Here is a 22,388-nt window from a genome sequence, read left to right as displayed (position 1 = left end):
GCACGGGCACACCCTCCCCGCTGGCTCCGTCGCAGCCGTCCTAGCCGACCGTCTCCGGCTCGACCGCCCCCCCCTTCGCCTTGGCCTTCTCCGCCTCCGCGCCCCCCCCGTTCGCCGCCGAGAACTTGAACGTGAACTCCCCGTCTTCGAAGTCGACGGCGACGTTCCCCCCGTTCTCGAGGGCCCCGAAGAGCAGCTCGTCCCCGAGCCGTCGCTTGATGTCGTTCTCGATGACGCGCCCGAGCGGCCGCGCCCCGTTCGCCGGATCGTACCCTCGCGTCGCGAGCTCCGCTCGCGCCCGGTCCGTCACCTCGACCGTCACCGACCGATCCGCCAGCATCGCCGCGAGCTCGCCGATGAATTTGTCCACGATGCTGCCCATCACCGACGGATCCAGCGGCCGGAACATGATGCGCGCGTCCAGCCGGTTCCTGAACTCCGGGCTGAACGTGTTCTTGTAGGCCTTGTCGTCGTCGCCCGCCGTCCCTCGCTCGCCGAAGCCGACGCGCGTCTGCGCGAGCTCCCGCGCGCCCACGTTGCTCGTCATGATCAGCGCCATGTGGCGGAAGTCGCTCTTCTTGCCGTTGTTGTCGGTCAGCGTGCCGTGGTCCATCACCTGGAGCAGGACCTGGAAGACGTCCGGGTGCGCCTTCTCGATCTCGTCGAGCAAGAGCACCGCGTGCGGCGTCTTCGCCGCCGCCTCCGTGAGCAGGCCGCCGCGGTCGAAGCCGACGTAGCCGGGCGGCGCGCCGATGAGCCGGGAGACGGTGTGGCGCTCCTGGTACTCGCTCATGTCGAACCGCAGGAACCCGATGCCGAGCGCCTTGGCGAGCTGCTTCGCGAGCTCCGTCTTGCCGACGCCGGTCGGCCCCGAGAAGAGGAACGAGCCGATCGGCTTCTCCGGCGCGCGCAGCCCCGCGCGCGACAGCTTGATCGCCGACGCGAGCTGCTTCACCGCCTCGTCCTGCCCGAAGATCACCGAGCGCAGCGATTCCTCGAGATCCTTGAGCTGCGCCTTGTCCGACGTCGACACCTGGCGCGGCGGGATCTGCGCCATCTTCGCGATGACGAGCTCGATGTCCGACGCCTCGACCGTGTACCCGTCGCCGTGGCGGAGGCGCGCCGCCGCGCCCGCCTCGTCGAGCAGATCGATCGCCTTGTCGGGCAGCCGGCGATCTTGCAGGTACCGCGCCGACAGCTTGGCCGCGGCCTCGATCGCCTCGGCCGTGTACGTGATCTTGTGGAACTCCTCGTAGCGCTTCTGCAGCCCCTTCAGGATCTGCGCCGTCTCGTCGACCGAGGGCTCCGACACCTCGATGCGCTGGAAGCGCCGCGCGAGCGCGCTGTCGCGCTCGAGGTGGCCGCGGTATTCCTGGAACGTCGTCGCCCCGATGCAGCGCAGGCGGCCCGAGGCCAGCGCGGGCTTGAGCAGGTTCGACGCGTCCATCGTCCCGCCGCTCGCCGCGCCGGCGCCGATGATCGTGTGGATCTCGTCGATGAAGAGGACCGAGCCCGGCTGCTTCTCGAGCGCGCGCAGCACCGCCTTGAGGCGGTTCTCGAAGTCGCCGCGGTACTTCGTGCCTGCGAGCAGCGCGCCCATGTCGAGCGCGTAGACGGTCGCGTCCTTGAGCGGCGCGGGCACGTCCTTCTTCTCGATCCGCTGCGCGAGCCCCTCCACGATCGCCGTCTTGCCGACCCCGGCGTCGCCGATGAGCAGGGGGTTGTTCTTGCGCCGCCGCGCGAGCACCTGGATCGTGCGGGCGACCTCGTTCTCTCGGCCGACCAGCGGGTCGATGCGGCCCTCGGCCGCCTCCTTGTTGAGGTTCATCGTGAACGCCGCGAGCGGATCCTTGATCGGCTGCGCGGCGCCGGGCTCGCCGCCCTCCTCCGGCGGCTCCTCGCGGAGGCCGTCGTCCTGGCCCGTCTTCGAGATGCCGTGCGAGATGTAGTTCACGACGTCGAAGCGGCTGATGCCCTGCTCGCCGAGGAGCGTCACCGCCGGGCAGTCGCGCTCGGCGAACATCGCCACCAGCACGTTCGCCCCCTTGAGCTCCTTCTTGCCCGAGGACTGCACGTGCATCGCGGCGCGGCCGACCACGCGCTGGAACCCGAGCGAGAGCGTCGGGCTCGTGTCCGTGTCCTCCGGCAGCACCTCGATCTCCTCGTCGAGGAAGCGCTCGAGCTTCTTCTTGAGCAGCGGGGTGTCGCCCCCGGCGTGCCGGAGGACCTCGGCCGTCTCCTCGTCGAAGAGCAGCGCGTAGAGCAGGTGCTCGATGGTCACGAACTCGTGCCGGCGGCGCGAGGCCTCCCGGGTGGCGAGCGAAAAGGCGATCTCAACTTCGGGGCTGATGCGCATGGTCATTCCGGCTCGGCGGTCAACCGAAGGGGCATCGCGTGCTCCTTGGCGAAGTCCTGGACTTGGGCGACCTTGGTCTCGGCGACATCCTTCGTGTACACGCCGGCGACCCCGTGGCCGCGGTGGTGCACGCTCAGCATGATGTGCGTGGCCTCCGTCTCGGTGCGGTGGAAGAACTTCATGAGGACGAGCACGACGAACTCCATCGTCGTGTAGTCGTCGTTGTGAAACACGACCTTGTAGCGGCGGGCCTTCTCGACCTTCCGTTCCCGCTCGGTCGCGAGGTCGCCCTGCTTGTCTTCTCTTTCCTCAGGATCGTTCGGCATAAATCCGTCGGGAAGGATAGCAAGAGCCCCGCCCCGGCGAGCGGCCGACGAAGCTGGCTCATGCCCCGGAAGCATGCTCCGCCGCGGCGCCGTTCGCCACGCGTGGGCCTGGATTTTCCGTCCGCTGTGGCGCCCGGCTCATGGAACCGGGCCGAGGTGCTGCTGGGTTCGTTCGCGGGCGCCGGCCTGGCCTGGCTGGCTCCGGCCGGCGGGGCGCCGCCGCCCCGCCGCGGGCGCGCGAGCGGCCTGCGGCGGAGGGCGCGCCGGCGTCGTCACACGAGCGACATGGCTGCGCCGAGGTCGATCTCGACGGGCGTGAGGCCCCAGATGTCGCGCGCGTACTCGCGCACCGTGCGGTCCGAGGAGAACTCGCCCACGCGCGCGATGTTGAGCGCGGACTTGCGCAGCCAGCTCTGCCGGTCGGCGTAGGCCGCCTCCACGTCGCGCTGACAGGCGGAGTAGGCCTTGAAGTCGGCCAGCATCATGTACTCGTCCCGGCCGAGGAGCCGGTCGAGCAGGGGCTGGAAGAGCTCGCGGTACTCCGGGGAGAAGAAGCCCGACGAGATGAGCTCGATCACCTCGCGCAGCTCCGGATCGGCCAGGACCGCGGAGCGCCCCTCGAAGTGCTCGTTGCGGCGGGCGATGACCTCGTCGGCGGTCAGGCCGAACAGGAAGAAGTTCTCCGGGCCCACGGCGTCGCGGATCTCGATGTTCGCGCCGTCGAGCGTGCCGACGGTGAGCGCGCCGTTCAGCGCGAGCTTCATGTTGCCGGTGCCCGACGCCTCCATGCCCGCGGTCGAGATCTGCTCGGAGACGTCGGCGGCGGGGATGATGCGCTCGGCCAGCGAGACGCGGTAGTTCGGCATGAACGCGACCCGGAGCCCGGTGTGGCGCCGGTCGCCGTTCACGACGTAGGCGACGGCGTGGATGAACTTGATGATGAGCTTCGCCTGCCGGTAGCCGGGCGCCGCCTTGGCGCCGAAGATGAAGGTCCGCGGCATGATCTGCTCGCCGCGCTTCTGGCGCAGGTAGAGCGCGACGATGTGGAGCGCGTTGAGCAGCTGGCGCTTGTACTCGTGGAGGCGCTTGATCTGGACGTCGAAGATCGAGGCGGGGTCGACGTGGATGTCGAGCTCCTGCGCGATGACCTTCGCGAGCGCCACCTTGTTCGCGCGCTTCACCGCGGCGATCCGCTCGATGAACTCCGGGTCCTCGAGGTGGCGCTCGAGCTCGCGCAGCCGCTCGAACTCCGTCACCCACTTCGGGCCGACCTTCTCGGTGACGAGCGCGGCGAGCGCGGGGTTGCAGGCGAGCAGCCACCGCCTGAACGTGACGCCGTTCGTCTTGTTGTTGAACCGCTCGGGCCAGAGGTCGTAGAAGTCGCGGAGCAGGTCGCGCTTGACGAGCTCGGAGTGGAGCTTGGCCACGCCGTTCACCGAGTGCGAGCCGACGACCGCGAGGTGGGCCATGCGCACGTGCCGCTCGTGGCCTTCCTCGATGAGGGACATCCTCGCCACGCGGTCCTGGTCTTGCGGGTGGGCGTCCATCACCTCGCGCAAAAACCGCCGGTTGATCTCGTAGATGATCTCGAGGTGCCGCGGCAGGAGCCGCTCGAAGAGCGCGACGGGCCAGCGCTCGAGCGCCTCGGGCAGCAGGGTGTGGTTCGTGTACCCGAAGGCCCCGACCGTCTGCTTCCACGCGTCCTCCCAGGCGAGCAGGTGGTCGTCGATGAGGACGCGCATCAGCTCGGCGATCGCGATGGCGGGGTGGGTGTCGTTCAGCTGGATCGCGTTCTTCTCGGCGAAGCGCGAGAAGTCCGGGTGGACGCGGTTGTAGCGGTTCACGATGTCGGCGATGGAGCAGGCGACGAAGAAGTACTCCTGCCGGAGGCGCAGCTCCTTGCCCTTGTCGAAGTTGTCGTTCGGGTAGAGGACCTTGGAGATGACCTCCGACTGGTTCTTCTCGTGGACGGCGTGCACGTAGTCGCCCGCGTTGAAGAGCTCGAAGTCGAACTCCTCGCCCGCGCGGGCCGACCAGAGGCGGAGCGTGTTGACGGTGTTCGACTGGTAGCCCGCGATGGGCGTGTCGAACGGGACGCCGATGACCTGCTCGGAGTGGCGCCAGACCACGCGGAAGCCGCCGCGCTTGTCGGGGACGCGCTCGGTGTAGCCGCCGAACGAGACCGGGACGGCGTGCTCGGGGCGCTCGATCTCCCAGGGGTTGCCGAAGCGCAGCCACTCGTCGGCGCGCTCGACCTGGTAGCCGTCGCGGATGACCTGCTCGAAGATGCCGAACTCGTACCGGATGCCGTACCCGTAGGTGGGCAGGCCGATCGTGGCCATGGAGTCGAGGAAGCACGCCGCGAGCCGACCGAGGCCGCCATTGCCGAGCCCGGCGTCGGGCTCTTGCTCGACGAGCTCATCGAGGTCGAGGCCGAGCTCGCCGAGCACGGTCTTGTAGCTGTCGTAGATGTCGAGCGCCTGCAGGTTGGCGACGAGCGCCCGGCCGAGGAGGAACTCTGCGGAGAGGTAGTAGCCGCGCTTGACGTCCTGCTCGTAGTAGGTGTGCTGCGTCTTCGTCCACCGGTCGACGAGGCGATCGCGCGCCGACAGGGCGAGGGCCACGTACCGGTCGAACGGCGTGGCGGTCATGGACTCCCGGGCGCGCGAGTAGTGCAGGTGATCGGCGAAGGCGCGGCGCAGCGCGACGGGGTGCATGCCGGTACGGGCGTCCGGCGCCGCGTGGCCGCGGAAAAATGCGGCGGGGGTGTCGCGCTGCTGAGCGTTGCTGTCTCGCTGAGCGGGGGTTTCTCGCTGACGGTTGGGGTCGGCGTCGATCGGGTTGGCCATGGCGGCGCACTTTAGACGGATCCGGCTCGCTCTGGTTGGCTGCGCGACGTGCTCGGATGAGGTTCCGTGTGGGCGGGGGTTGCCGATCGTTCCTGGCCGCCGGTGTAGTACGAGCGGAATACAGGCCGGCGGCCTGGAGCTGCGGGCGGGAAGGCGTCCTCTAGGGGACGGCTGGCGCGGGGCGGGGCGCCGCGCGGGCCCGGGTGGGGGCGCACGGCGCCGTGCGGGTCATGGATCGGCGGTGATCCCCGGCGGCGCGGGCGGGGCAGGCGCGGCGCTGGCCGGTTTCGCCTTCACGGGCGGCTGCGCGGCCGCGGGCGACGGGGTGCGGGCGCCGATCGGCGGCACGTGGGCGTCGAGCTGGCGCAACCCGAACACGGCGACGCCGGCTTCTCGCAAGTGGTCGTAACGCCGGTTCACGACGGTCCAGAACTGGTCGCGGACGACGGCTTCTGGGGAGCGCTCGGAGGGCTTCTGCTGGGCGCCCCGGGGCTTGAGCTGGACGAGGAGCCAGCTCGCGTGATCCGCCATCGCGGCGAGGTAGTCTGGCGAGAACGGGTGTTTGCCGTCGAGGGTCTCCGCGAGCTCGTGGAACAGCCCGGCGATATCGACGCCGTCACGCGCGCTGTCGACCGGGCCCGAGCCGCGGCGGATCGCGGCGACACGCTGCTTGGGCACGAGCTTGAGCTCCGCGAAGATCTCGAGTTGTCGCAGCGTGAGATCGCGCATGGGGCGGAACTTCTCGAGGCGGGCCTCGATCTCGCGCTCGCTCGCGGCGGCCACGACGCGCCCTGCGGCGGCGACGAGCCCGAGCGCGAGGCTCGGGAGCTCGAGCATGTCGTCGATCGGGCACAGCGGCAGCTTCTCCACGACGCGGCCGAGGTGGGGGCGTATCGCGCCGACGCCGCGGTCGACGTTGGCGCGGACGAGATCGACCGAGAGCCGGCATATCTCGGCGCGATCGGCCGGGACCTCCGCCTGCACCAGAGGCAGGAAGTGGCGGTAGGCCTCGTTCGCGTCCGACGTGGTGAAGATCTGGCTTGCTGACACAGACGGCTTGGTGTTCTTCGATTTCGATCGGGTCTTGGTCATGGCCATTCTCGCAACCTAGGCGCCGCGCGAGCACATGTCATCTCGAATCTCGTGCCCAGGGGGAGAAGGCAGGTTTTCGACGGGTGCGAGGGGAGCACGCTGTCGAAGGTCGGCAGGAGGCCAGTGGGAGGCCAGCAGGAGGCCAGTGGGAGGCCAGCAGGCGGCCAGCAAGAGGCCAGTGGGAGGCCAGTGGGAGGCCAGCAAGAGGCCAGTGGGAGGCCAGCAGGCGGCCAGTGGGAGGCCAGGAGGCGGCCAGCGGCTCGTCTCGAAGGGAGGGTGAGGTCTCGCGGGGAGACGTGAGATTGTCGCGGACGAAGGGGGGACCCTTCGCGTCGAGACCGGAGGTGGTCTCGAGGGAAGGGTTGGGTCTCGCCGGGAGACGGGAGATCGTCGTGGAGGGAGACGGGCCCCTCCACCTTTCGATCGGAGGTGGTCTCGGAGGAAGGGTTGGGTCTCGCCGGGAGACGGGGATCGATCTCGGCGGAGAGTCGATTGCAGGAAGTGAATTGACTCGCCACCATGACCGTGGTGTTTGCCAGCTCCCCGGCGAGCTGCTCTTCAATGGCAGCGGAGCGCAACGGATTCGGCGGGACTGCGTCGGTGGAAGCCCCGCCCCATGGGTGGACGATATGAAGACTGAACCTCGGCGCGAGGCCGTCCGGACGGCCTCGCAGCGTCCTCGGCGGTTCTCGATGCGTGCATTGACGCTGGCGTCCTCGATGGCGTCGTCTCTACGCTGGTCTTTGGCCATTCTCGTGCTGGTCCTCGTCGCGTGCGGCACGCACGAGCGGCAGGCTGTCGACGGGCTCGGCACGGCCGTCTCGGCGGCGACGGTCACCGTGCCGCCTGTCCTGCGCGATCCGCTGGAGATGCCGCAGGCATCGATCGTCCGCGGCGACGATGTCTGGAGACGAACGCGTCGGGAGGGAAGGTGGTCGAGCCGTTCGACCTGAACCGCGACGGGCGCGACGATCTCCTCGTGTCGATCTCCGGCGCGTTCAACCCCTGGCCGTCCGAGCCCCGCTACATCGATCGCATCATCGCGCTCCTCTCGCGCGGCGATGGCACGTTCCTGCGCGAGGAGATCGGATGGGAGGAGCCGGAGATGGGGACGCACTACTCGCCCATCCCCGCCGGAGACGCGATGTGGCGCGGCGACTTCGACGGTGACGGCCGCGCGGACGTGCTCACACGGGACGGGTCTTCGCTCGAGGTCACGCTCGCGGCCGGGCCGGACGTGGAGCTCCTCAGCGGCGTCTCGGACGGCGATCAGCCGAGATCCCGCCGCGTGCAGGTCCGGTACGGCCGGACGGATCCGGCGTCGGCGCCTCGGGCTAAGTGCACGTATCCGCAACTGTGTGTACGCCGTGGGGTGCCGGTGGTGGCGTGGCTGGGCGGGCTCGAGAGGCCCGGCGGGACGCGCTACCGGTTCGAGGACCTGCGGACGGACCTGCTCGGGCGCGGAGCGCTCGGGTTCGGGCGGATGATGGAGTGGAGCAGCGCGTGGCCCGTGGAGCGGGTCACCACCTTCGACCATGCGACGCGGGTGGGCACGACCTATCCCTTCGCCGGGCGCCCGCGGTCGATCCAGGAGGTCACGCCGATCCTGCCCCACGGCCCGCTGGGCGCGCGCGACTGCGAGCCGCTGACCGACGGATCGTGCACGCTCGAGGAGGGCCCCGCGAGCGCGCGGGCGCGGGTGGTCCACCAGGAGCTCGATTACCAGGTCGTGCAGCTCAACGGGGGTCGCAGCTATTTCGTTGCCACGTGGGGGATGGCGCGACGCGAGTACGAGGACCCGGAGGTGAGCATCGACTGGAACGAGGAGGCGCGCACGCACTGCGTGGACGTGGACGACCCCGGCGGCGCGGCGCCGATCCGGCAGAGCGCGACGTACGAGGTCGACGACTATGGCAACCTGCGGAAGGAGAGCGTTCAGACCGAGGGAGGCGTGCGCCGCGAGGTGACGAGGACGTTCGACGTGCGGCCTGATGTGTGGCTCGTCGGGCTGATCGACACGCAGGCGGAGCGCGCGTACGAGGTCGGCTCGACCCTGCCGGGGAAGCTGCACATCGACTACCACCATGACGAGCGCGGGCTACTCGACGAGGTGAAGATCGAGCCGGACAGCACGGACGCCGATGTCCGGGAGACGACCTCGCTCGTCTACGACGAGGCTGGGCGGCTGACGCAGGAGAGGCGGGAGGCGCCCGGGGAAGCGCCGCGGATCTGGAACTATGAGCACGACGATATGTCGGGCGAAGGGATCTTCGTCAGCCAGACGTGGAACGGGCTCGGTGTGTCGCACTGGACGTACACGCACCCGGCGTACGGGGTGCTGATCGGGGAGATCGATGTGAACGGCGCGTGGTCGACGCGGGTGCATGACGATCTCGGGCGGCTGAGGAGGACGATCTCCGGCACCGGCGCGGTGAGCGAGACGGCGATGGCGGCGTGGGTGGACGCCGGCAAGACGGCGGGGCTGACCGTGGAGACGACGCTGTCGCGCGGAGGCCGCGCGGCGGCGACGCTCGACGAGCGGGGCCTTGTGGTGGAAGAGGCGGAGCGGTCGTTCGACGGGCGGATGAAGGTGCGCGCGCGATCGTACGACGTGTTCGGGCGACTGCTGTCGGTGAGTCGGCCCGGGTTCGGCGCGGCCGCCGAGGAGAAGGCCGAGCGGACGTACGACAGCCTGGGCCGTGTGCTCTCGGAGACTGGGCCGGACGGCGCGCGCCAGCGGTACGAGCACGAGCTGCTGCAGACGATCAAGATCGACCCGGAAGGGCGGCGCAGCCGGAGGGTCGTGGATCCCGAGGGGCGGCCGCGCGAGACGGCGGTGGAGGTGGACGGCGCGTGGCAGTCGACGATGTTCGCCTACGGGCTGAACAGCAAGCTGTGGAAAGTGACCGACCCGAACGGGAACGTGACGGAGATGGAGCACGACATCCGCGGGCGGCGCACGACCGTGCGCGACCCGGACGCCGGGACGCGGCGGACGCGGTACAACGGTCATGGAGAGATCCGGGAGGAGGTGAACGCGCTCGGAGAGTGGACGGTGGTGGTGCGGGACGCGATGGGGCGGAGGCGCCAGGTGAAGAGCGTCGACGAGGTGACGACGTTCACGTGGGACACGGCGTCGCACGGGGTGGGTCAGCTCGCCGGCGCGGTGACCCCGGATGGGACGGTGGTGTCCTATGCGTACGACGAGATGGGGCGCGCCTCCGAGGTGCGGACGACCATCGAGGGCGAGGAGTTCGCGGTGGGGGTCACGTACACGCCTGACGGGCTGCGCGATGAGCTCCTGTACCCGGAGGTGCCGGGGCGGGATCGCTTCCGCGTGAAGCACGTGTACGAGGACGGATCGCTGTCGGAGCTGCGCGCGAGCCAGGATGACGGGACGACTCGGCTCCTGTGGAAGGTGCACAAGAGGAACGCGGATGGGGCGCTGCTGGCGGCGACCTTCGGCAACAAGGTGTTCGCGCAGCGGACGTACGATCCGGTGACGGGGCGGCTGGAGACGGCGCAGGCGACGAAGAGCGAGCCGCTGCAGGCGCTGACGTACGCGTACTACGAAGACGGCCGGGTGCGCGAGCGGCGCGACAGCGTCGCGCTGCGGATCGAGACGTTCCAGTACGACGATGCGGGCCGGCTGGAGAGGTGGGACCTCGCCGCGCCGGAGGGTGCGCAGGGAACGGAGTACGGTTACGACGAGCTCGGCAACCTGCGCACGGTCGCGGTCGACGGGGTGCTGGCGGAGGAGAGCCGCCACGATCCGGCGGGAAGGCCGCACGTGGCCGTGGCGCAAGACGGGGTGGCGTTCAAACACGACGCGGCCGGGCGGCTGGAGTGGTCGAGCGAGGGGCTGACGATCGGGTACACAGCGTTCGATCTGCCGAGGTGGGTAGAGAAGAAGGGCGAGCGCTGGGAGTTCCTGTACGACGCGTTCGGGGCGCGGGTGAAGAAGACGCACGGCGAGGAGGAGACGATCTACATCGGCGGCGTGTACGAGCGGCGCACGGACGCGGGCGGGACGCGGCACGTGTTCCGCGTGGCGTCGCCCGAGGGCGAGGTGGCGCAGGTGGTCTTCGCGGGCCCCAAGGACGAGCGGACGCTGTATGTGCACAGCGACCCGCTGGGGAGCGTGGGGGTCGTGACGGACGAGGCGGGCGAGGAGGTGGAGCGGCTGCACTACGAGCCGTTCGGGCGGCGGATCGAGGCCGACGGCAAGGCGCCGGGCGTGGCGAAGAGCGAGGTGAAGCACGGGTTCACGGGGCACCGGCACGACGACGAGCTCGGGCTCATCGACATGCGCGGGAGGCTGTATGATCCGAACCAGCGCCGCTTCTTGACGCCGGACCCGCTCGTGACCGACCCGCTGTGGGGGCAGAGCTACAACCGGTACAGCTATGTGATGAACGATCCGGTGAACCTCGTGGATCCGACGGGGTTGTACTGGAAGAAGGTCACGTATACCGACGGCAGTACGGGGTGGGCGGAGTTCGACGACACCACCGGAGCGCTGATCGGGATAGAGGCGGAGACCATCGAGGTCGTCGCGCCGTCTGGGGGGCAGCCTCCGCGTCCCGGTGGCGCGGGTGAGCGAGGGGGCCCGGAGATCAGGAGAGATCTGGCGCAGTTCTTCGCGGCCGGAAACGAGTACTTCGAGCAGGGCGGCGGCTCTTCGGTCGGCGACGACTATTCGGGTGCCGGGGACACGCTGGCCGCGACGCTGGAGCGCGGGGTCAGGCTGTCGGATCTGACCGGAGAGAAGCCGATGCCGAATCTGGTGAGCGGGTCGGTGATCGGGGATCCGGACATCGTGCCGAGGTTCACCTGGTCGGCGGCCGTGGCGCGGGACTTCCACAACTCCCTCGAGCTCGGGGGGCTGGCATGGCACGCGGGCAATGACGGCGAGGCGTTCATGCTGGACCTCCGGGCGGCGATGGATGTCGTGGCGCTGTGCGCGACGGTTGCCGTCGAGAGCGGCATCGGGGTGGCGATGGTCCTCGGCGCCGTGCTGCCGAAGCTGGGGGGAGGGGCGTCGGGGGCAGATGCCGCAAAGGGTGTGACTCGCGACCTTCACGGAGAAGCGGTTGCTGCGCGGGATGCGCTCGCGGCAGAGCTGGCCCAAACACGGCATCCGCCTGCAACCGTGGTCGGCGCATACTCTCCATCGGCTGGGCGGGCGATAGCGGGAGCGAGTCGGGGTGGCGGACTTGGCTGCGCAGAGGGCGTCTGCTCAGAAGCTCTCGGGCATCCGCCTGACATCCGTTTCACGCCGGCCGTGAGGCCCCGCACGGGGCAACCAATTGATGTATGTTCAAGCTGCGAATCGACGTACGGCCGCGGTGCGTTTCCGGATCCGGCCACGCGTTTTCGAACCGACCGAGGAGGGCAGTGATGTCTATGACAGGAGCAAAATCCGCCGACGAGATTCTCGGACTGGAGTTCGACTGGCTAGCCAGTGACGCTGATGGGTACGTTGCCCTGTTCAGTACCGCGGGCGGTGGCTACGCCCCGGATGAGTTCCTACGAGACACCGATGCACACGATGCGGCGATCGACGCTGTCCTTGCATCACCCGCTTCGACCGTGGCGCGGTTCGCGCCAGAGCTACCCCCGGGATTGAAGAACACGTGGCGGATGGTGGCGGAGCGCGGGCTCTTCGTCTTTGACTCAGACCCCCATGGCGGGCCCTACCGCATGGTCGCAGCGCCAGCCGATCCCATTCGGATTGTCGATCTGCCGAGGGGCGTGATTGATATTGTTGGGCGTCTCAAGCTTCGCCAGGTGCGATTCGTAGGCCAGCCGGTCATCACGATGGAACTCCTTCAGGAGAGGGGGTAGCACAAAAGCTATCGTGTCGATCTCGTTCACTGCGAGCACGCCTGCGTACTCGTTCATTGCGAGCACGCAGGCGTGTCCCCGCCCCACCGCACGTGGAACGCACCGCGCTGCGAATCGGCGCAAAATCTGCGGTCAGTGTCGATGATGCCCCCTGGGGCGCGACGCTCCACGTCGCATTTCGTGAGAATCGGCCGGCGCTCACGGGAATGCGTGCCTACGCTCCGGTGAGCGCCGTCGGCGCTTACTTCACCGGCCCATGACGCCTTTACGCGAGCGGAGCGGCGGTGTATCTCCCACCACCGCTCGCGCACCCATGGCGACGGGCATCGAGGACAGCTCATGTCGACTTCGTTCCTAACGCGCTCCCTCCGCGCCGCCGCGCTCGTGACCTGGGCCGCCAGCGGGCTCGGGTGTGCTCTGCCCAAGCCGCCGCTCACCTGCGCGTCCCAGGGCGGTGCCCCGTGGGTGGAGCTCTCCTCGGAGCACTTCGTGATGTGGACTGATCTCGACCGCTCCGAGGCGCGCGACGCGCTCGCCGAGTTCGAGACCTCGTACAACGCGCTCGAAGACGTTTGCTTCCCGAGCGACACGCCCGACCCGTTTCGGATGCAGATCGTCCTGTTCGCGCGCGAGCGGGATTTCAGCCAGTTCGTTCGGCGGCCCTTCGGCGGCTATTTCATGCACGCGCTGCCGAACGACCTCGAGCCAGCTCCGACCATGGTCATGTACGGTTCGCTCGGGGAACAGACGCGCCTCACGTTCCAGCACGAGCTCGCGCACCACTTCATCGCGCAGAGCATCGGACCCACGCCAGCGTGGCTCAACGAAGGGCTCGCCCAGTTCTACTCGACGCTCCGCTTGCAGGACGGTTATGCGATGATCGGCTCACCGCTGCCCGATCGAAGCTTCCTGAAGGAGGCGTCCTGGCGCGCCGCGAGCAATGGCCCGTTCACGCGCTTGCTGATCCCCGTCAGCCGGGCGCGCTCCGCCACGGAGCTCATCGACCTTGGCCGAGACGATTTCTACGGCCGCTCCGGCGAGCCATCGGAGGCCGAGCGCCGCCAAGTGGCGATCAACTACCTGAGCTCGTGGGCGCTCGTTCACATGCTGAACAACGGTCCCGAGCCCTACGTGCGGCGCTTCGCCGGATTTCTCGAGGCAGCCTCGCGAGCCGTGCCCGTGCGGCAGGCCTTCCAGCAAGCCATCGCCGACATCCCGTCCGAGCAGCTCGATCAGCATTTCCGGAGCTACCTCGTGGGTCCGCGGCTGATCAAGAAGGTGGGCCCCTATGCGCCCCCGCCGCCTCCGCCGCCGCAGACCGAGCGCGCGATGAACGACGCCGAGGTCCACGTGCTCTGGGCGCGTCTCAAGTCGTGGGATGGTGACGAGAGGGCCTGGGCGGCGGCGCACCTCGAGGAGGCGCTCGCTCATGAACCGAACAACGCGGAGGCCCGCCTCTGGCGCGGGCGCCTCTGGATCGCCGAGGGCCGCCTCAGGGAGGCGGAGCAGGAGCTCACGGTGGCGCTCGCGGCGAGGCCGATGGATCCTCGGTATCTCCTGGCGATGGGGAGGTCGCTCTACACGCTGGCGAGCCATCGCGTCATCACGACCCTCGACGCCATGGGACGCGCCGCCCCGCTCGTCGACCGTCTGAGCCGGGCCGCATCCACCGCGACGCAGCTCGATTTCGTGGCCCGATACCGCATCGAGCATCGCGAGCTCGACGAGGCACAGACGTTCATAAGGCGCGCCCTGAAAACCGACCCGGGCTGCGCGTCCTGCTACGACACCTACGGCATGCTGCTCCTCATGCAGGGTCGAGTCACGGAGGCCATCAGCGCGGCGGGGCACGCGCTCGATCTCGTGCCGGAAGGGAGTGAAAGTCCGGTCATCGAGGCGCGTCTCCGCTGCTTCCTCGCGCACGAGCAGGCGGCGCGGGACGGCGCGCCGACGCGCGCGGAGAAGTGCTTCGACCCGCTCCGACGGTGACGCCGGGCGCGCTCGCGTCGCCTCAACGCAGGCAGGCGCCGAGCAGCGGCGCCCCGAGCAGATCGAGCTGCTCGACCGCGCGCTGCCGCCGGCGCGCGCGCCCGCCCGCGCCCACACCCGGGGCGGCGCTCCGGGAGCTCGCCCGCCAACCACGGCTCCGGAGGCAACACGACGTACGCGCCCGGCAAGCGCCCGCTCTCGGCCCACGCGTCATGAAAACGGAAGTCGAACGTGGGAATGTTGAGCTCCAGGTCGACGAGGATCCTCCGCCCGTCCTCCTGGAGGCACACGAACTCCCGCTCCTGGTCGCTCGATGAGCGCTCCGTCGTCCTGCACGAGAACGCAAGGCCCGACAGGCCGACGCGCCGAGGAAAACCGCGGCGCGTCGACTTTGCGTACGTGCCTCGGGGGACCGCCTGCCTTGATCGGTCACCCATAGACCAGCGCGGCCAGGACTCCTGCAGGGAACGTGATGAGCGCGCCCACGGTCATGAAGCCGAGATCGGCCCCCTCGTTGATAGGCCGGACGAGGCGCGTGGCCTCCCCGGTCAGATACCAGACGACGTAGAGGCCGGCGGCGATCGCCAGGTTGAGCGGCCCGCGCCCCGGGTAGGAGCGCGCCGCGTGCACGAGGACGATCGCGAGGACAATCGACTGCGCGGGGAACGTGAGCAGGCAGATCGTGACGTGCGCCAGCACCGATCGCGTGAGCTCCGAGCCGAGGAGGACGCGCACGAGCTCGCACACGATCACGAACGCCGCGAGCAGGCCGGTCGCGGGGAGGAGCTGGTCAGGCGGAAGGCTCAAGAGAGCCCAGAGCACCTCGAACGGCTCCGTCGTCAATCCGGGGATGAGATGCATGGCGTTCGCTCCTCTCTCCGTCAGCCGGAGACTTCTCCTGTCAGGGTGGCCGGCTCACCGGGGCACGGGCGCTCGCCGAGCGCCTCACCGAAGCGCACGAGCCCGGCGAGTTTGTCTTCGGAAAGGCGCTGTCTCTGGAGGAACCAGCCGCAGAGCCACCGCGGGTAACACTCCCTGGCGGTCCCGAGGAAGATGAACAGCGAGAACAAGCGCGCGGGTTCCCAGCCGGGGTTCGAGTAGGCGCGCGCGCCGACGACGTGGGCATCGCACCGGTTGAGCCAGCGGATCGTCATCGCCTGGGTTCGGCGCCACAGACCGCGGCAGACATGGACGGTCGCCACGTCCCTGCCCCGGAAGATCGCGCGGTTCGCCGGCTCTTCGAACACCGCCTCCATCGGCGCCGCCATGCCGATGAACCAGGTCTGGCACTCGACGACGATCAGATCATAGGCGTGGTCGGCGGGGATGCCGAGCGGCTTGATGGCGGCCGGGCGGCGGAAGACGGCGCGGAACGTGATGCGCCAGAACCGCCGCCACGACAGCGGGAATCGGAAGAGCGGCTCCTCGGCCTCGACGACCTTCTCGTCGACGGCGTACCCCTTGCGGAGGAGCCCCTCCTTGACGTGCTGCATCGCGACCTGGCCGTTGCCGGTGAGCGAGTAGTAGAGCAGCAGCGCGCTGCGCCCTCGCGCGCGCTCCGCGCCGGGCAGGATCGCGCCCGCGTTCAGCACGTTCAGATCGGGGGAGACGAGATAGATGAGAAAGAAGAAGAAGATCAACGCGAAGACGCCGTCCCAGATCCCGAAGAACCGATAGAGCCAGTGGAGCTCTCCGATGGTATAGAAGTAGAAGGTGAAGAGAGAATAGATGCTTTTCGCCACGATCCCCGTGACGAGCAGATCGGTGCTCACCTGGGTGGCACGGAAGATGAGGAAGGCCAGCACACCGATGGTGAACGAGAACCCCGAGACGAACGCGAAGCTCGGGACGTCGATCGGCGGCGGGACGCCCAGCAAGGCGAAGATCGGCCGGTGGAACAGCAGGAGGAGCACGTTTCCTCCAGCGTTGGCGATCGCCGTGATCAGGCTGAGCACGCGGAAAACCCGGAGCAGCCCAGGCGGCGCTCCAACCGTATAGCCCTGCATTTCGAGACGCTCCTTCCCCGACGGAAGCGACCGCGGCGATCCCCCCGATTTTACTGCTCGATGGCCCCTGAGGATCGCCCCCGCGCGATCCGGAGGAGAGAGAGGAAGAAAAACGCCACGAAGCCGAAAAGCGCACGCGCCTTGTCGCTCAGGGCCGCGGCCCCCGAGACGCGGAACGACAGAAGGAGAAGCACCACGTCAATCGGCCGGAGCCGCGCCACCCCCTCGCCAACCGCGCTCCCGTGCTCGTCATCCCCCTCCTGGATCCGGAAGGGGAGCACGACGCTCTCCCTCCACAGCCGCCATAAGGCGAAGGCGCTGCGCGGCCGGAACACCCGCGCGCCGCGCAGCGTGAACCGCCGGCCGTCGGCGCCGTCGAAGGGAAGCACGTAGCGTATCTCTCGCTCCGGGCCGGTCCCTGTGGCGACGAAAAGATTCCAGACGCCCTCCCTGATCGGAGTCTCTCCCGCGGTCAGCCCTCCCGCCGACAGCGTCCCCGTCACGAGCCCTGGGTGCGCCGAATCGGAGATGAACCTCGCCAGATAGGAGATCGTGATGCGCAGGTGAAGGCGCACCTGGCGAGGCGCCGCTCGCCGGTCGGCGGCCGCTCCTGGGGTGCTCTCCCAGGAGCCGGAGAGGCTCTCCCGGAACGTCAGACCAAGCCCCGGATGCCGCGGCGGCGCCGTCCCTGCGGCCGGTATCGCGATGGCCGTCAGGGGATCCGCATAGGGCGCGGCGTGCGCCCGCTCCGGCGGTGTCCAGCCCGGCTCGCCCGTGATCCGGCGGATGATCCGCTCGATGTTCCGCTCGGTCACCGCGGCGATGGTGTGCGACGGGTTCACGCCGGTCGCCGCTGGCAGGATCGCGCCGTCGAGGACGAAGAGGTTTGGATAGTTGAACACCTCGCCGAGGCCGCTCGTGACGCCGTGCTCCTCGCTGTCGCTCATCCGGCAGCCGCCGAGGCTGTGGACGGTGATGGGCAGGTGCGCGAACCGCCAGAAAGGCGAGACCGCGTAAGCGCCGCCGAGCTGCGCCACGATGTCCTGGGCGAGCCGCTCTTCCACGCTGTAGAGCAGGAGGTTCGACGGGACGTCCCACCGGACCGACAGCTTTCCGCCCCGCACGAGCTCCAGCCGCCCGTTGGCCAGGTCCCTCCCCATGCCCAGGAACATCGCGGTGTTCCGCATCTCCTCCGGCGTGACCGGGGGCGGCTCCCGCTCCGACGCCGCCCGCATGATCTCGTCGAGCGCGGCGCCGGTCGGCGGCTCTGCCGGGGTCGCCCAGGGCCTGTCCAACGCCGCCGCCGGCCAAGAGCGCCAGTCGATGTGCGGCCTCGAGAGCTTGATGATCGGCCAGAGCTGCCTCGGGAAGCCGCCGTCTTCGATCAAGAACCACGCCTGGTCGCGCCCGGGGCCGCCCGCGTAGACGACGCCGGCGGTGATGGGCGGCCCGCTCGCCGGCTCGAACGGAGCGGCGACATCGAAGCCGAGGGCGACCAGATCCCCGTTGCCCGAGTACCCCGCGCCGAGCTGCGCGCTGAGCCGAGGCAGCGCGCCCGCCTCCTTGCAACGCAGGAGCAGCTCGGTCGAGCCGAGCGAGCCCGCGCAGACGAAGACGTGCTCGGCCTCCTCGAACAGCTCCTGTCCGCCGCGCCCGTGATCGCGGTACGCGACGCGGTACCGTGGTCCCTCCGCGCCGGAGAGCGGCTCTATCAGCGTGACCTCGCACTCCGTGCGCATCGTCGCGCCAGCGCGCTCCGCAAGCGGGAGATAGTTCATGTCCAGGGTGTTCTTCGACCGATGGACGCAGCCGATGGTGCAGTCGCCGCACTCGACGCACCCGCCCTGCAACACCCCGAACTTGTTCGGGTGGAGCCCCGGCTTACTGGAGAAATTGATCGCCAGCGGCGGATAGAAGAGCTGCTCCTTGCGGCGCAGCTTGGTGAGCGCCTCGGACATCTGCCGCGTCTTCGGCGGCAGTCCGCCCGGCGAGCGGGTGATCGGCTGGATGTCCAGCATGTAGGCGACCAGGTCGTAATAAGCATCGAGCGCCGCGCGGCTGTAGCCCTCGGGCCACCCGCGCGCGAAGACCTCCGACGGCGCGCGCAGGTGCACGTTGGCGTAGATCAGGGAGCCGCCGCCGTAGCCCGCCGACTGCACGACGCGCATCTGATCGATAGGCCGGACGTCATACAGCCCTCTCGTCTTTTCCCAGAGCCACTGATCGAGTCGACCTCTCGGAAACTCGGGGACCTTCTGGTCGTACCGGCGGCCGCGCTCGAACACGGTCACCGCAAATCCGGCCTGCGCGAGGCGACAGGCGGAGACCGCTCCACCAAAACCCGTCCCGATCACGATCGCTCGATGCTGTCCCATGGCTCCCCCCCTGCTTCGATGCTGTCCCATGGCGCCCCTTGGCAGAGGCGTCTTCGGCCCGTCATGGATCTTCACGTTCGCCTCCGCTCGCGGCCTGCGCCCGTGAGACGGGGATGCACCTGGCTCACGGAGCGGAGGAACGCGGCGAAAAGCCCGACAGAGACCCGATTCCCGGCGACCGGGATCAGAAACAGCCTCGGCACCTGCCCGGGGGTAGGCCGGGAAATTTCAGAGGAGTATCGCCGCGAAGGGACCTTCGACCCAACACATCGAACTGCGAGCCGGAGAGGTCAAGGGACCCTCCTTGCGATCCCTTCATTGTCATCGATCTCCGCGGTATTTGCACCCTGCGTCATGACGCGGAAACCGAGAGCGGGCGCCTGCCGGGAGCGTATGTCACGTCGCCTCCGGATCCGTGGTTGAAGTGCGCCGTCAGCGCGCATGCGAACGCCTGCATCGTCGCCGCCTTCTATCGAGACGTGCTCAAGCGGAACGGCGTCGACAACCGCGGCCACAGGTTCACCTCGAGCGTCCAGTGCCTGTACGGGCCGGAAGGGATGCAGACTCGGGAATGGCGGAACGCGGTCTGGGACGGCGAGCAGATGATCTACGGCCAGCCCGATCACATGAACGATTACCGGCGCTTCCCGTGTCGCGAGCTGCGCGAGCTGGTAGAGCGCCGGTCGCGAGCTGGTAGAGCGCTCCGACAGGGAGGCGGACGCGCTCGCGTCGCCTCAGCGCGGGCAGCCGCCGAGCAGCGGCGCCCCGAGCAGATCGAGCTGCTCGACCGCGCGCTGCGCCCGGCGCGCGCGCGCGCCCGTGGCGCTCCGGGAGCTCGCCCGCTGCACGAGCTCCTCGCGGAGCGCCACGAGCTCACGCGTCGGCAGCGTGCTCGTGTCCGTCACGAGCCGCGCTCCGTCACGGTAGCCGGTCCACACCGTGTAGCCGTCCCGTGTGACCTCGATCCCGAAGCTGGGGCCATAATCCGTGATCTCGTAGCTGCGCCCCAGGGCCAGGAAGCTCCACTTCTTCATCGCGACCGTCTCGCCAGTGTCCGTCGAGGCGGTCGGATCGGCCAACAAACCGGGGGTCGGGCCCTCCCGGGCCCATGGCCCCGTGCGCGCGCGAGCTGCGCGCGACCTGCGCGGAACCCGTGCGTAACCCGCGTGACCCGCGCGTCACCAGCGCCCGCGCTCCGGAGCGACGCGCCCTCGCAGGGCTCCCTCCGCGCCGCTCCGCACCGCGAGGTGCCTCACGTCGTGGGATACCTATCGTGATGGCGGACCCACGACATCGTGTGAGGCAGCGCGGCCTCGTCGCGGCCCAGGGGCGTGAGATCCAGGTAGTTGTAGGTGCCGATCAGGACATCGAGCCCGCGCGCGTAGGTCGAATAGGTGTGGAAGACCTCGTCGCCTTCGCGGGCGAACACGCTCAGCCCAGGAGCCTCCGGGAAGGGGGAGCTCGCCTTCTTGAAGTTGTACTCCATATCGCCTCGAGCGCGCTCCTCCTCACGGAACGAGACGTGATAGTCATAGTTGAAGTCCGTCTCGCCCGAGGAGACCCACGGGAACGTCCAGCCCATCCGCGCCTTGAACGGCTCGATCTTGGCGAGCGGCGCGCGGGAGACGGCGCAGTACGCCGTGTCGCGGGCGGCGAGGTGGACGTGGCCACCCTGGATGTTGTCGGCCACGTACGAGCAGCTCTTGCAGCCCTCGTCCCAGCTCGGCGCGAACATGAAATGGTAGACGAGGAGCTGCCGGCGCTCGCCGAAGAGCTCGCGCAGCGTCAGCTTGCCTGAAGGCGCGTCGAACACATACGCCTTCTCGACCCTCACCCACGGCAGCTCGCGGCGCGCGGCGCTCAGCGCGTCGCGCCGCCGGTCGTGCTCTTTCTCTCTCTCCAGCAGCGCGAGGCGCGCCGCCAGCCACTCTTCCCTCGAAACGACCTTGGCGCGGCTCATCGGCGCTCTCCCTTCGACGCGGGGGCGCCGGCGGCGCTCCTGCTCTGGTTCCGGTTCCGGAGCCTCTTGACGGCGATCGCGGTCACCGCGCCGGCGGAGGCCGCCTGGGCGAGGACCCATCCGATGGACGCTAGGCACGCAGGGCACATGGGGATCTCCTCCTGTGGGCGGCGCGCGCGGCGTCTCGCCGCGCCAGCCGCTGACCCGTGGAAATGACCACGGCGCCTCTGGCCGCGACAGCAACATCGATGTCGCGATCCGTTGGCGCGCGCCGCCGGGCGTGCGACGCTGCCGCGATGGATGCGACGGCCGAGGTCCCAGCCGAGCTCGGCGAGCTGGCGGCCCGCTCGCTCGCGGCGGGCGACGCGCTCGACGCGCTCAATGTGGTCGGCCCCTTCGGCGGGCCACACGCGCTCGCGCTCCGCGGGATCGCGCTCGCGCAGATGGGTGCCTATCCGGAGGCGAAGGCAGCGCTCGGCCGCGCCGCGCGGGCGTTCGCGGCGGCGGGCGCCGAGCGCGCCCGGGCGCGCGCGAGCGCCGCCCTCGCGGAGATCGCGCTCGCGCAGCGGGAGCTCGGCGAGGCGCGCCAGGGACTCGTCGAGGCGGGTGACGCCCTCGAGCGCGCCGGCGATCTCACGAACGCGGCGTGGGCTCGCCTGGGCGCGGCGCGGGCCGCGCTCCTCGAAGGCCGCGTCGCCGAGGCGGAGCGCGCGCTCGCGGCCGCCGAGGCCACGGTCACGAGCGACGCGCCGGTGTTCACCAGGGCCGCGCTGGCGCTCGTGCGCGCCGAGGCGCACGCGCGGCTCGTGCGCGCGTCCTCGGCGCGGCGCGCCGCCGAGCAGGCCGCGGCGTGGGCGCGGGCGAGCGGACACCCGCTGCTCATCACCGAGGCCGAGCGCTTCCTCCGCGCGCACGACGAGCCCGTGGCGCGCCGCGTCCAGGGTGGCCGCGACGAGCCCGTGCGCCTCGCCGATGTCGAGGCCCTGGTCGCCGCGCCTGCGGGGCGGGTCGTCGTGGACGCGCTCCGCCGCCGCGTCCTCGACGGCGGCGAGGTGCGGGCCGACCTCGCGCGCCGACCGGTCCTGTTCGCCCTGATCGAGGCGCTCGCGCGCGCCCATCCGGCGGCGATCGCGAGCGACGACCTCGCGCGTTCGGCGTTCGGCGTTCGCGCGGTCAACGAGTCCCATCGGCGGCGGCTGCGCGTCGAGGTGGGGCGCCTGCGCGCCGCGATCCACGGCGCCGGGGTCGTGCGGGCGCTCGGGAACGCGTACCGCTGGGAGCTCGGCGCGGGCGTGGAGGTGGTCATCCTCGCGCCGCTCGATCCGGGCGACGCGGCCGCCATCCGCGCGCTCCTCTCGGACGGCGCCGCGTGGAGCGCCGCGGCCATCGGCGCCGCGCTCGGCAAGAGCGCGCGCACGGTGCAGCGCGCGCTGGCGGAGCTCTCGCTCGCGCGCGCGGTCGAGGTCACCGGCAGCGGCCCCTCGCGGCGCTACGCGAGGCCCCGAGCGGCGCTGTCGATCGCGTCACAGATGTTGCTCCTCGGGCTCGCGCTTCCTGGTTGAGTGCGCGTTGGGTGCGCGGGGCGAGG

14 protein-coding genes and 1 pseudogene are annotated in these 22,388 nt (G+C 69.8%); 6 read left to right on the top strand and 9 right to left on the bottom strand.

Annotated features, from left to right (window positions below; genetic code table 11):
- Window positions 1–40: 40 nt before the first annotated feature.
- The 4 genes from clpA to WMF14_RS24685 all read right to left on the bottom strand — a co-directional run bounded on the left by clpA (window position 41) and on the right by WMF14_RS24685 (window position 6,623).
- The gene (gene clpA / locus WMF14_RS24700) at window positions 41–2,362 is read right to left on the bottom strand and encodes an ATP-dependent Clp protease ATP-binding subunit ClpA (protein WP_437790006.1); all 2,322 of its coding nucleotides are present in this window, start codon (window positions 2,360–2,362) and stop codon (window positions 41–43) included.
- On the bottom strand, window positions 2,359–2,682 hold the full coding sequence (gene clpS / locus WMF14_RS24695) for an ATP-dependent Clp protease adapter ClpS (RefSeq protein WP_272093285.1): 324 nt from the start codon (window positions 2,680–2,682) through the stop codon (window positions 2,359–2,361). The genes clpA and clpS overlap by 4 nt, the downstream gene beginning before the upstream one ends.
- A 272-nt stretch (window positions 2,683–2,954) precedes the next feature.
- On the bottom strand, window positions 2,955–5,531 hold the full coding sequence (locus WMF14_RS24690) for a glycogen/starch/alpha-glucan phosphorylase (protein ID WP_437790004.1): 2,577 nt from the start codon (window positions 5,529–5,531) through the stop codon (window positions 2,955–2,957).
- 228 nt (window positions 5,532–5,759) lie between these two features.
- Window positions 5,760–6,623 carry a hypothetical protein gene (locus WMF14_RS24685; RefSeq protein ID WP_437790002.1) on the bottom strand — a complete coding sequence of 288 codons (864 nt, stop codon included), beginning with the start codon at window positions 6,621–6,623 and terminating at the stop codon, window positions 5,760–5,762.
- 692 nt (window positions 6,624–7,315) lie between these two features.
- Between WMF14_RS24685 and WMF14_RS24680 the strand changes: the two genes are divergently transcribed.
- The 4 genes from WMF14_RS24680 to WMF14_RS24665 all read left to right on the top strand — a co-directional run bounded on the left by WMF14_RS24680 (window position 7,316) and on the right by WMF14_RS24665 (window position 14,459).
- Window positions 7,316–7,576 (top strand): hypothetical protein, encoded by a 261-nt coding sequence (locus WMF14_RS24680; protein WP_437790000.1) that lies wholly within the window; start codon window positions 7,316–7,318, stop codon window positions 7,574–7,576.
- Window positions 7,555–12,024, top strand: coding sequence for an RHS repeat-associated core domain-containing protein (locus tag WMF14_RS24675; RefSeq protein WP_437789998.1), 4,470 nt, complete (start codon window positions 7,555–7,557; stop codon window positions 12,022–12,024). Before WMF14_RS24680 ends, WMF14_RS24675 begins: the two co-directional genes overlap by 22 nt.
- On the top strand, window positions 12,024–12,470 hold the full coding sequence (locus tag WMF14_RS24670; RefSeq protein ID WP_437789996.1) for a hypothetical protein: 447 nt from the start codon (window positions 12,024–12,026) through the stop codon (window positions 12,468–12,470). The genes WMF14_RS24675 and WMF14_RS24670 overlap by 1 nt, the downstream gene beginning before the upstream one ends.
- Window positions 12,471–12,809: 339 nt before the next feature.
- The gene (locus WMF14_RS24665; RefSeq protein WP_437789994.1) at window positions 12,810–14,459 is read left to right on the top strand and encodes a tetratricopeptide repeat protein; all 1,650 of its coding nucleotides are present in this window, start codon (window positions 12,810–12,812) and stop codon (window positions 14,457–14,459) included.
- 429 nt (window positions 14,460–14,888) lie between these two features.
- Here the strand turns inward: WMF14_RS24665 and WMF14_RS24660 are convergent, their stop codons facing one another.
- The 3 genes from WMF14_RS24660 to WMF14_RS24650 are packed head-to-tail and all read right to left on the bottom strand — an operon-like array spanning window position 14,889 to window position 18,840.
- Window positions 14,889–15,320 carry a hypothetical protein gene (locus tag WMF14_RS24660; RefSeq protein ID WP_437789992.1) on the bottom strand — a complete coding sequence of 144 codons (432 nt, stop codon included), beginning with the start codon at window positions 15,318–15,320 and terminating at the stop codon, window positions 14,889–14,891.
- Window positions 15,321–15,340: 20 nt separating this feature from the next.
- Window positions 15,341–16,465 (bottom strand): hypothetical protein, encoded by a 1,125-nt coding sequence (locus tag WMF14_RS24655; protein WP_437789990.1) that lies wholly within the window; start codon window positions 16,463–16,465, stop codon window positions 15,341–15,343.
- Between the two features lie 50 nt (window positions 16,466–16,515).
- The gene (locus WMF14_RS24650) at window positions 16,516–18,840 is read right to left on the bottom strand and encodes an FAD-dependent oxidoreductase (RefSeq protein WP_437789988.1); all 2,325 of its coding nucleotides are present in this window, start codon (window positions 18,838–18,840) and stop codon (window positions 16,516–16,518) included.
- Between the two features lie 113 nt (window positions 18,841–18,953).
- On the opposite strand from WMF14_RS24650, the pseudogene WMF14_RS24645 reads away from it, so the two are divergent.
- A pseudogene (locus WMF14_RS24645) lies at window positions 18,954–19,451 on the top strand (hypothetical protein); the annotation flags it as partial.
- 123 nt (window positions 19,452–19,574) lie between these two features.
- Here the strand turns inward: WMF14_RS24645 and WMF14_RS24640 are convergent.
- A complete protein-coding gene (locus tag WMF14_RS24640) occupies window positions 19,575–19,874 on the bottom strand; it encodes a hypothetical protein (protein ID WP_437594662.1) in 300 nt (99 codons plus the stop codon).
- A 218-nt stretch (window positions 19,875–20,092) separates the two neighbouring features.
- Window positions 20,093–20,800, bottom strand: coding sequence for a DUF899 domain-containing protein (locus tag WMF14_RS24635; protein ID WP_272093271.1), 708 nt, complete (start codon window positions 20,798–20,800; stop codon window positions 20,093–20,095).
- Between the two features lie 248 nt (window positions 20,801–21,048).
- On the opposite strand from WMF14_RS24635, the gene WMF14_RS24630 reads away from it, so the two are divergent.
- A complete protein-coding gene (locus WMF14_RS24630) occupies window positions 21,049–22,362 on the top strand; it encodes a helix-turn-helix domain-containing protein (RefSeq protein WP_437789986.1) in 1,314 nt (437 codons plus the stop codon).
- Window positions 22,363–22,388: the final 26 nt, after the last annotated feature.

This window comes from Sorangium sp. So ce693 (genome assembly GCF_051521375.1).
Lineage (GTDB): Bacteria > Myxococcota_A > Polyangia > Polyangiales > Polyangiaceae > Sorangium > Sorangium atrum.
Note: the sequence above shows the minus strand (reverse complement) of the source record. Positions and strands in the feature narration are given on the sequence as shown.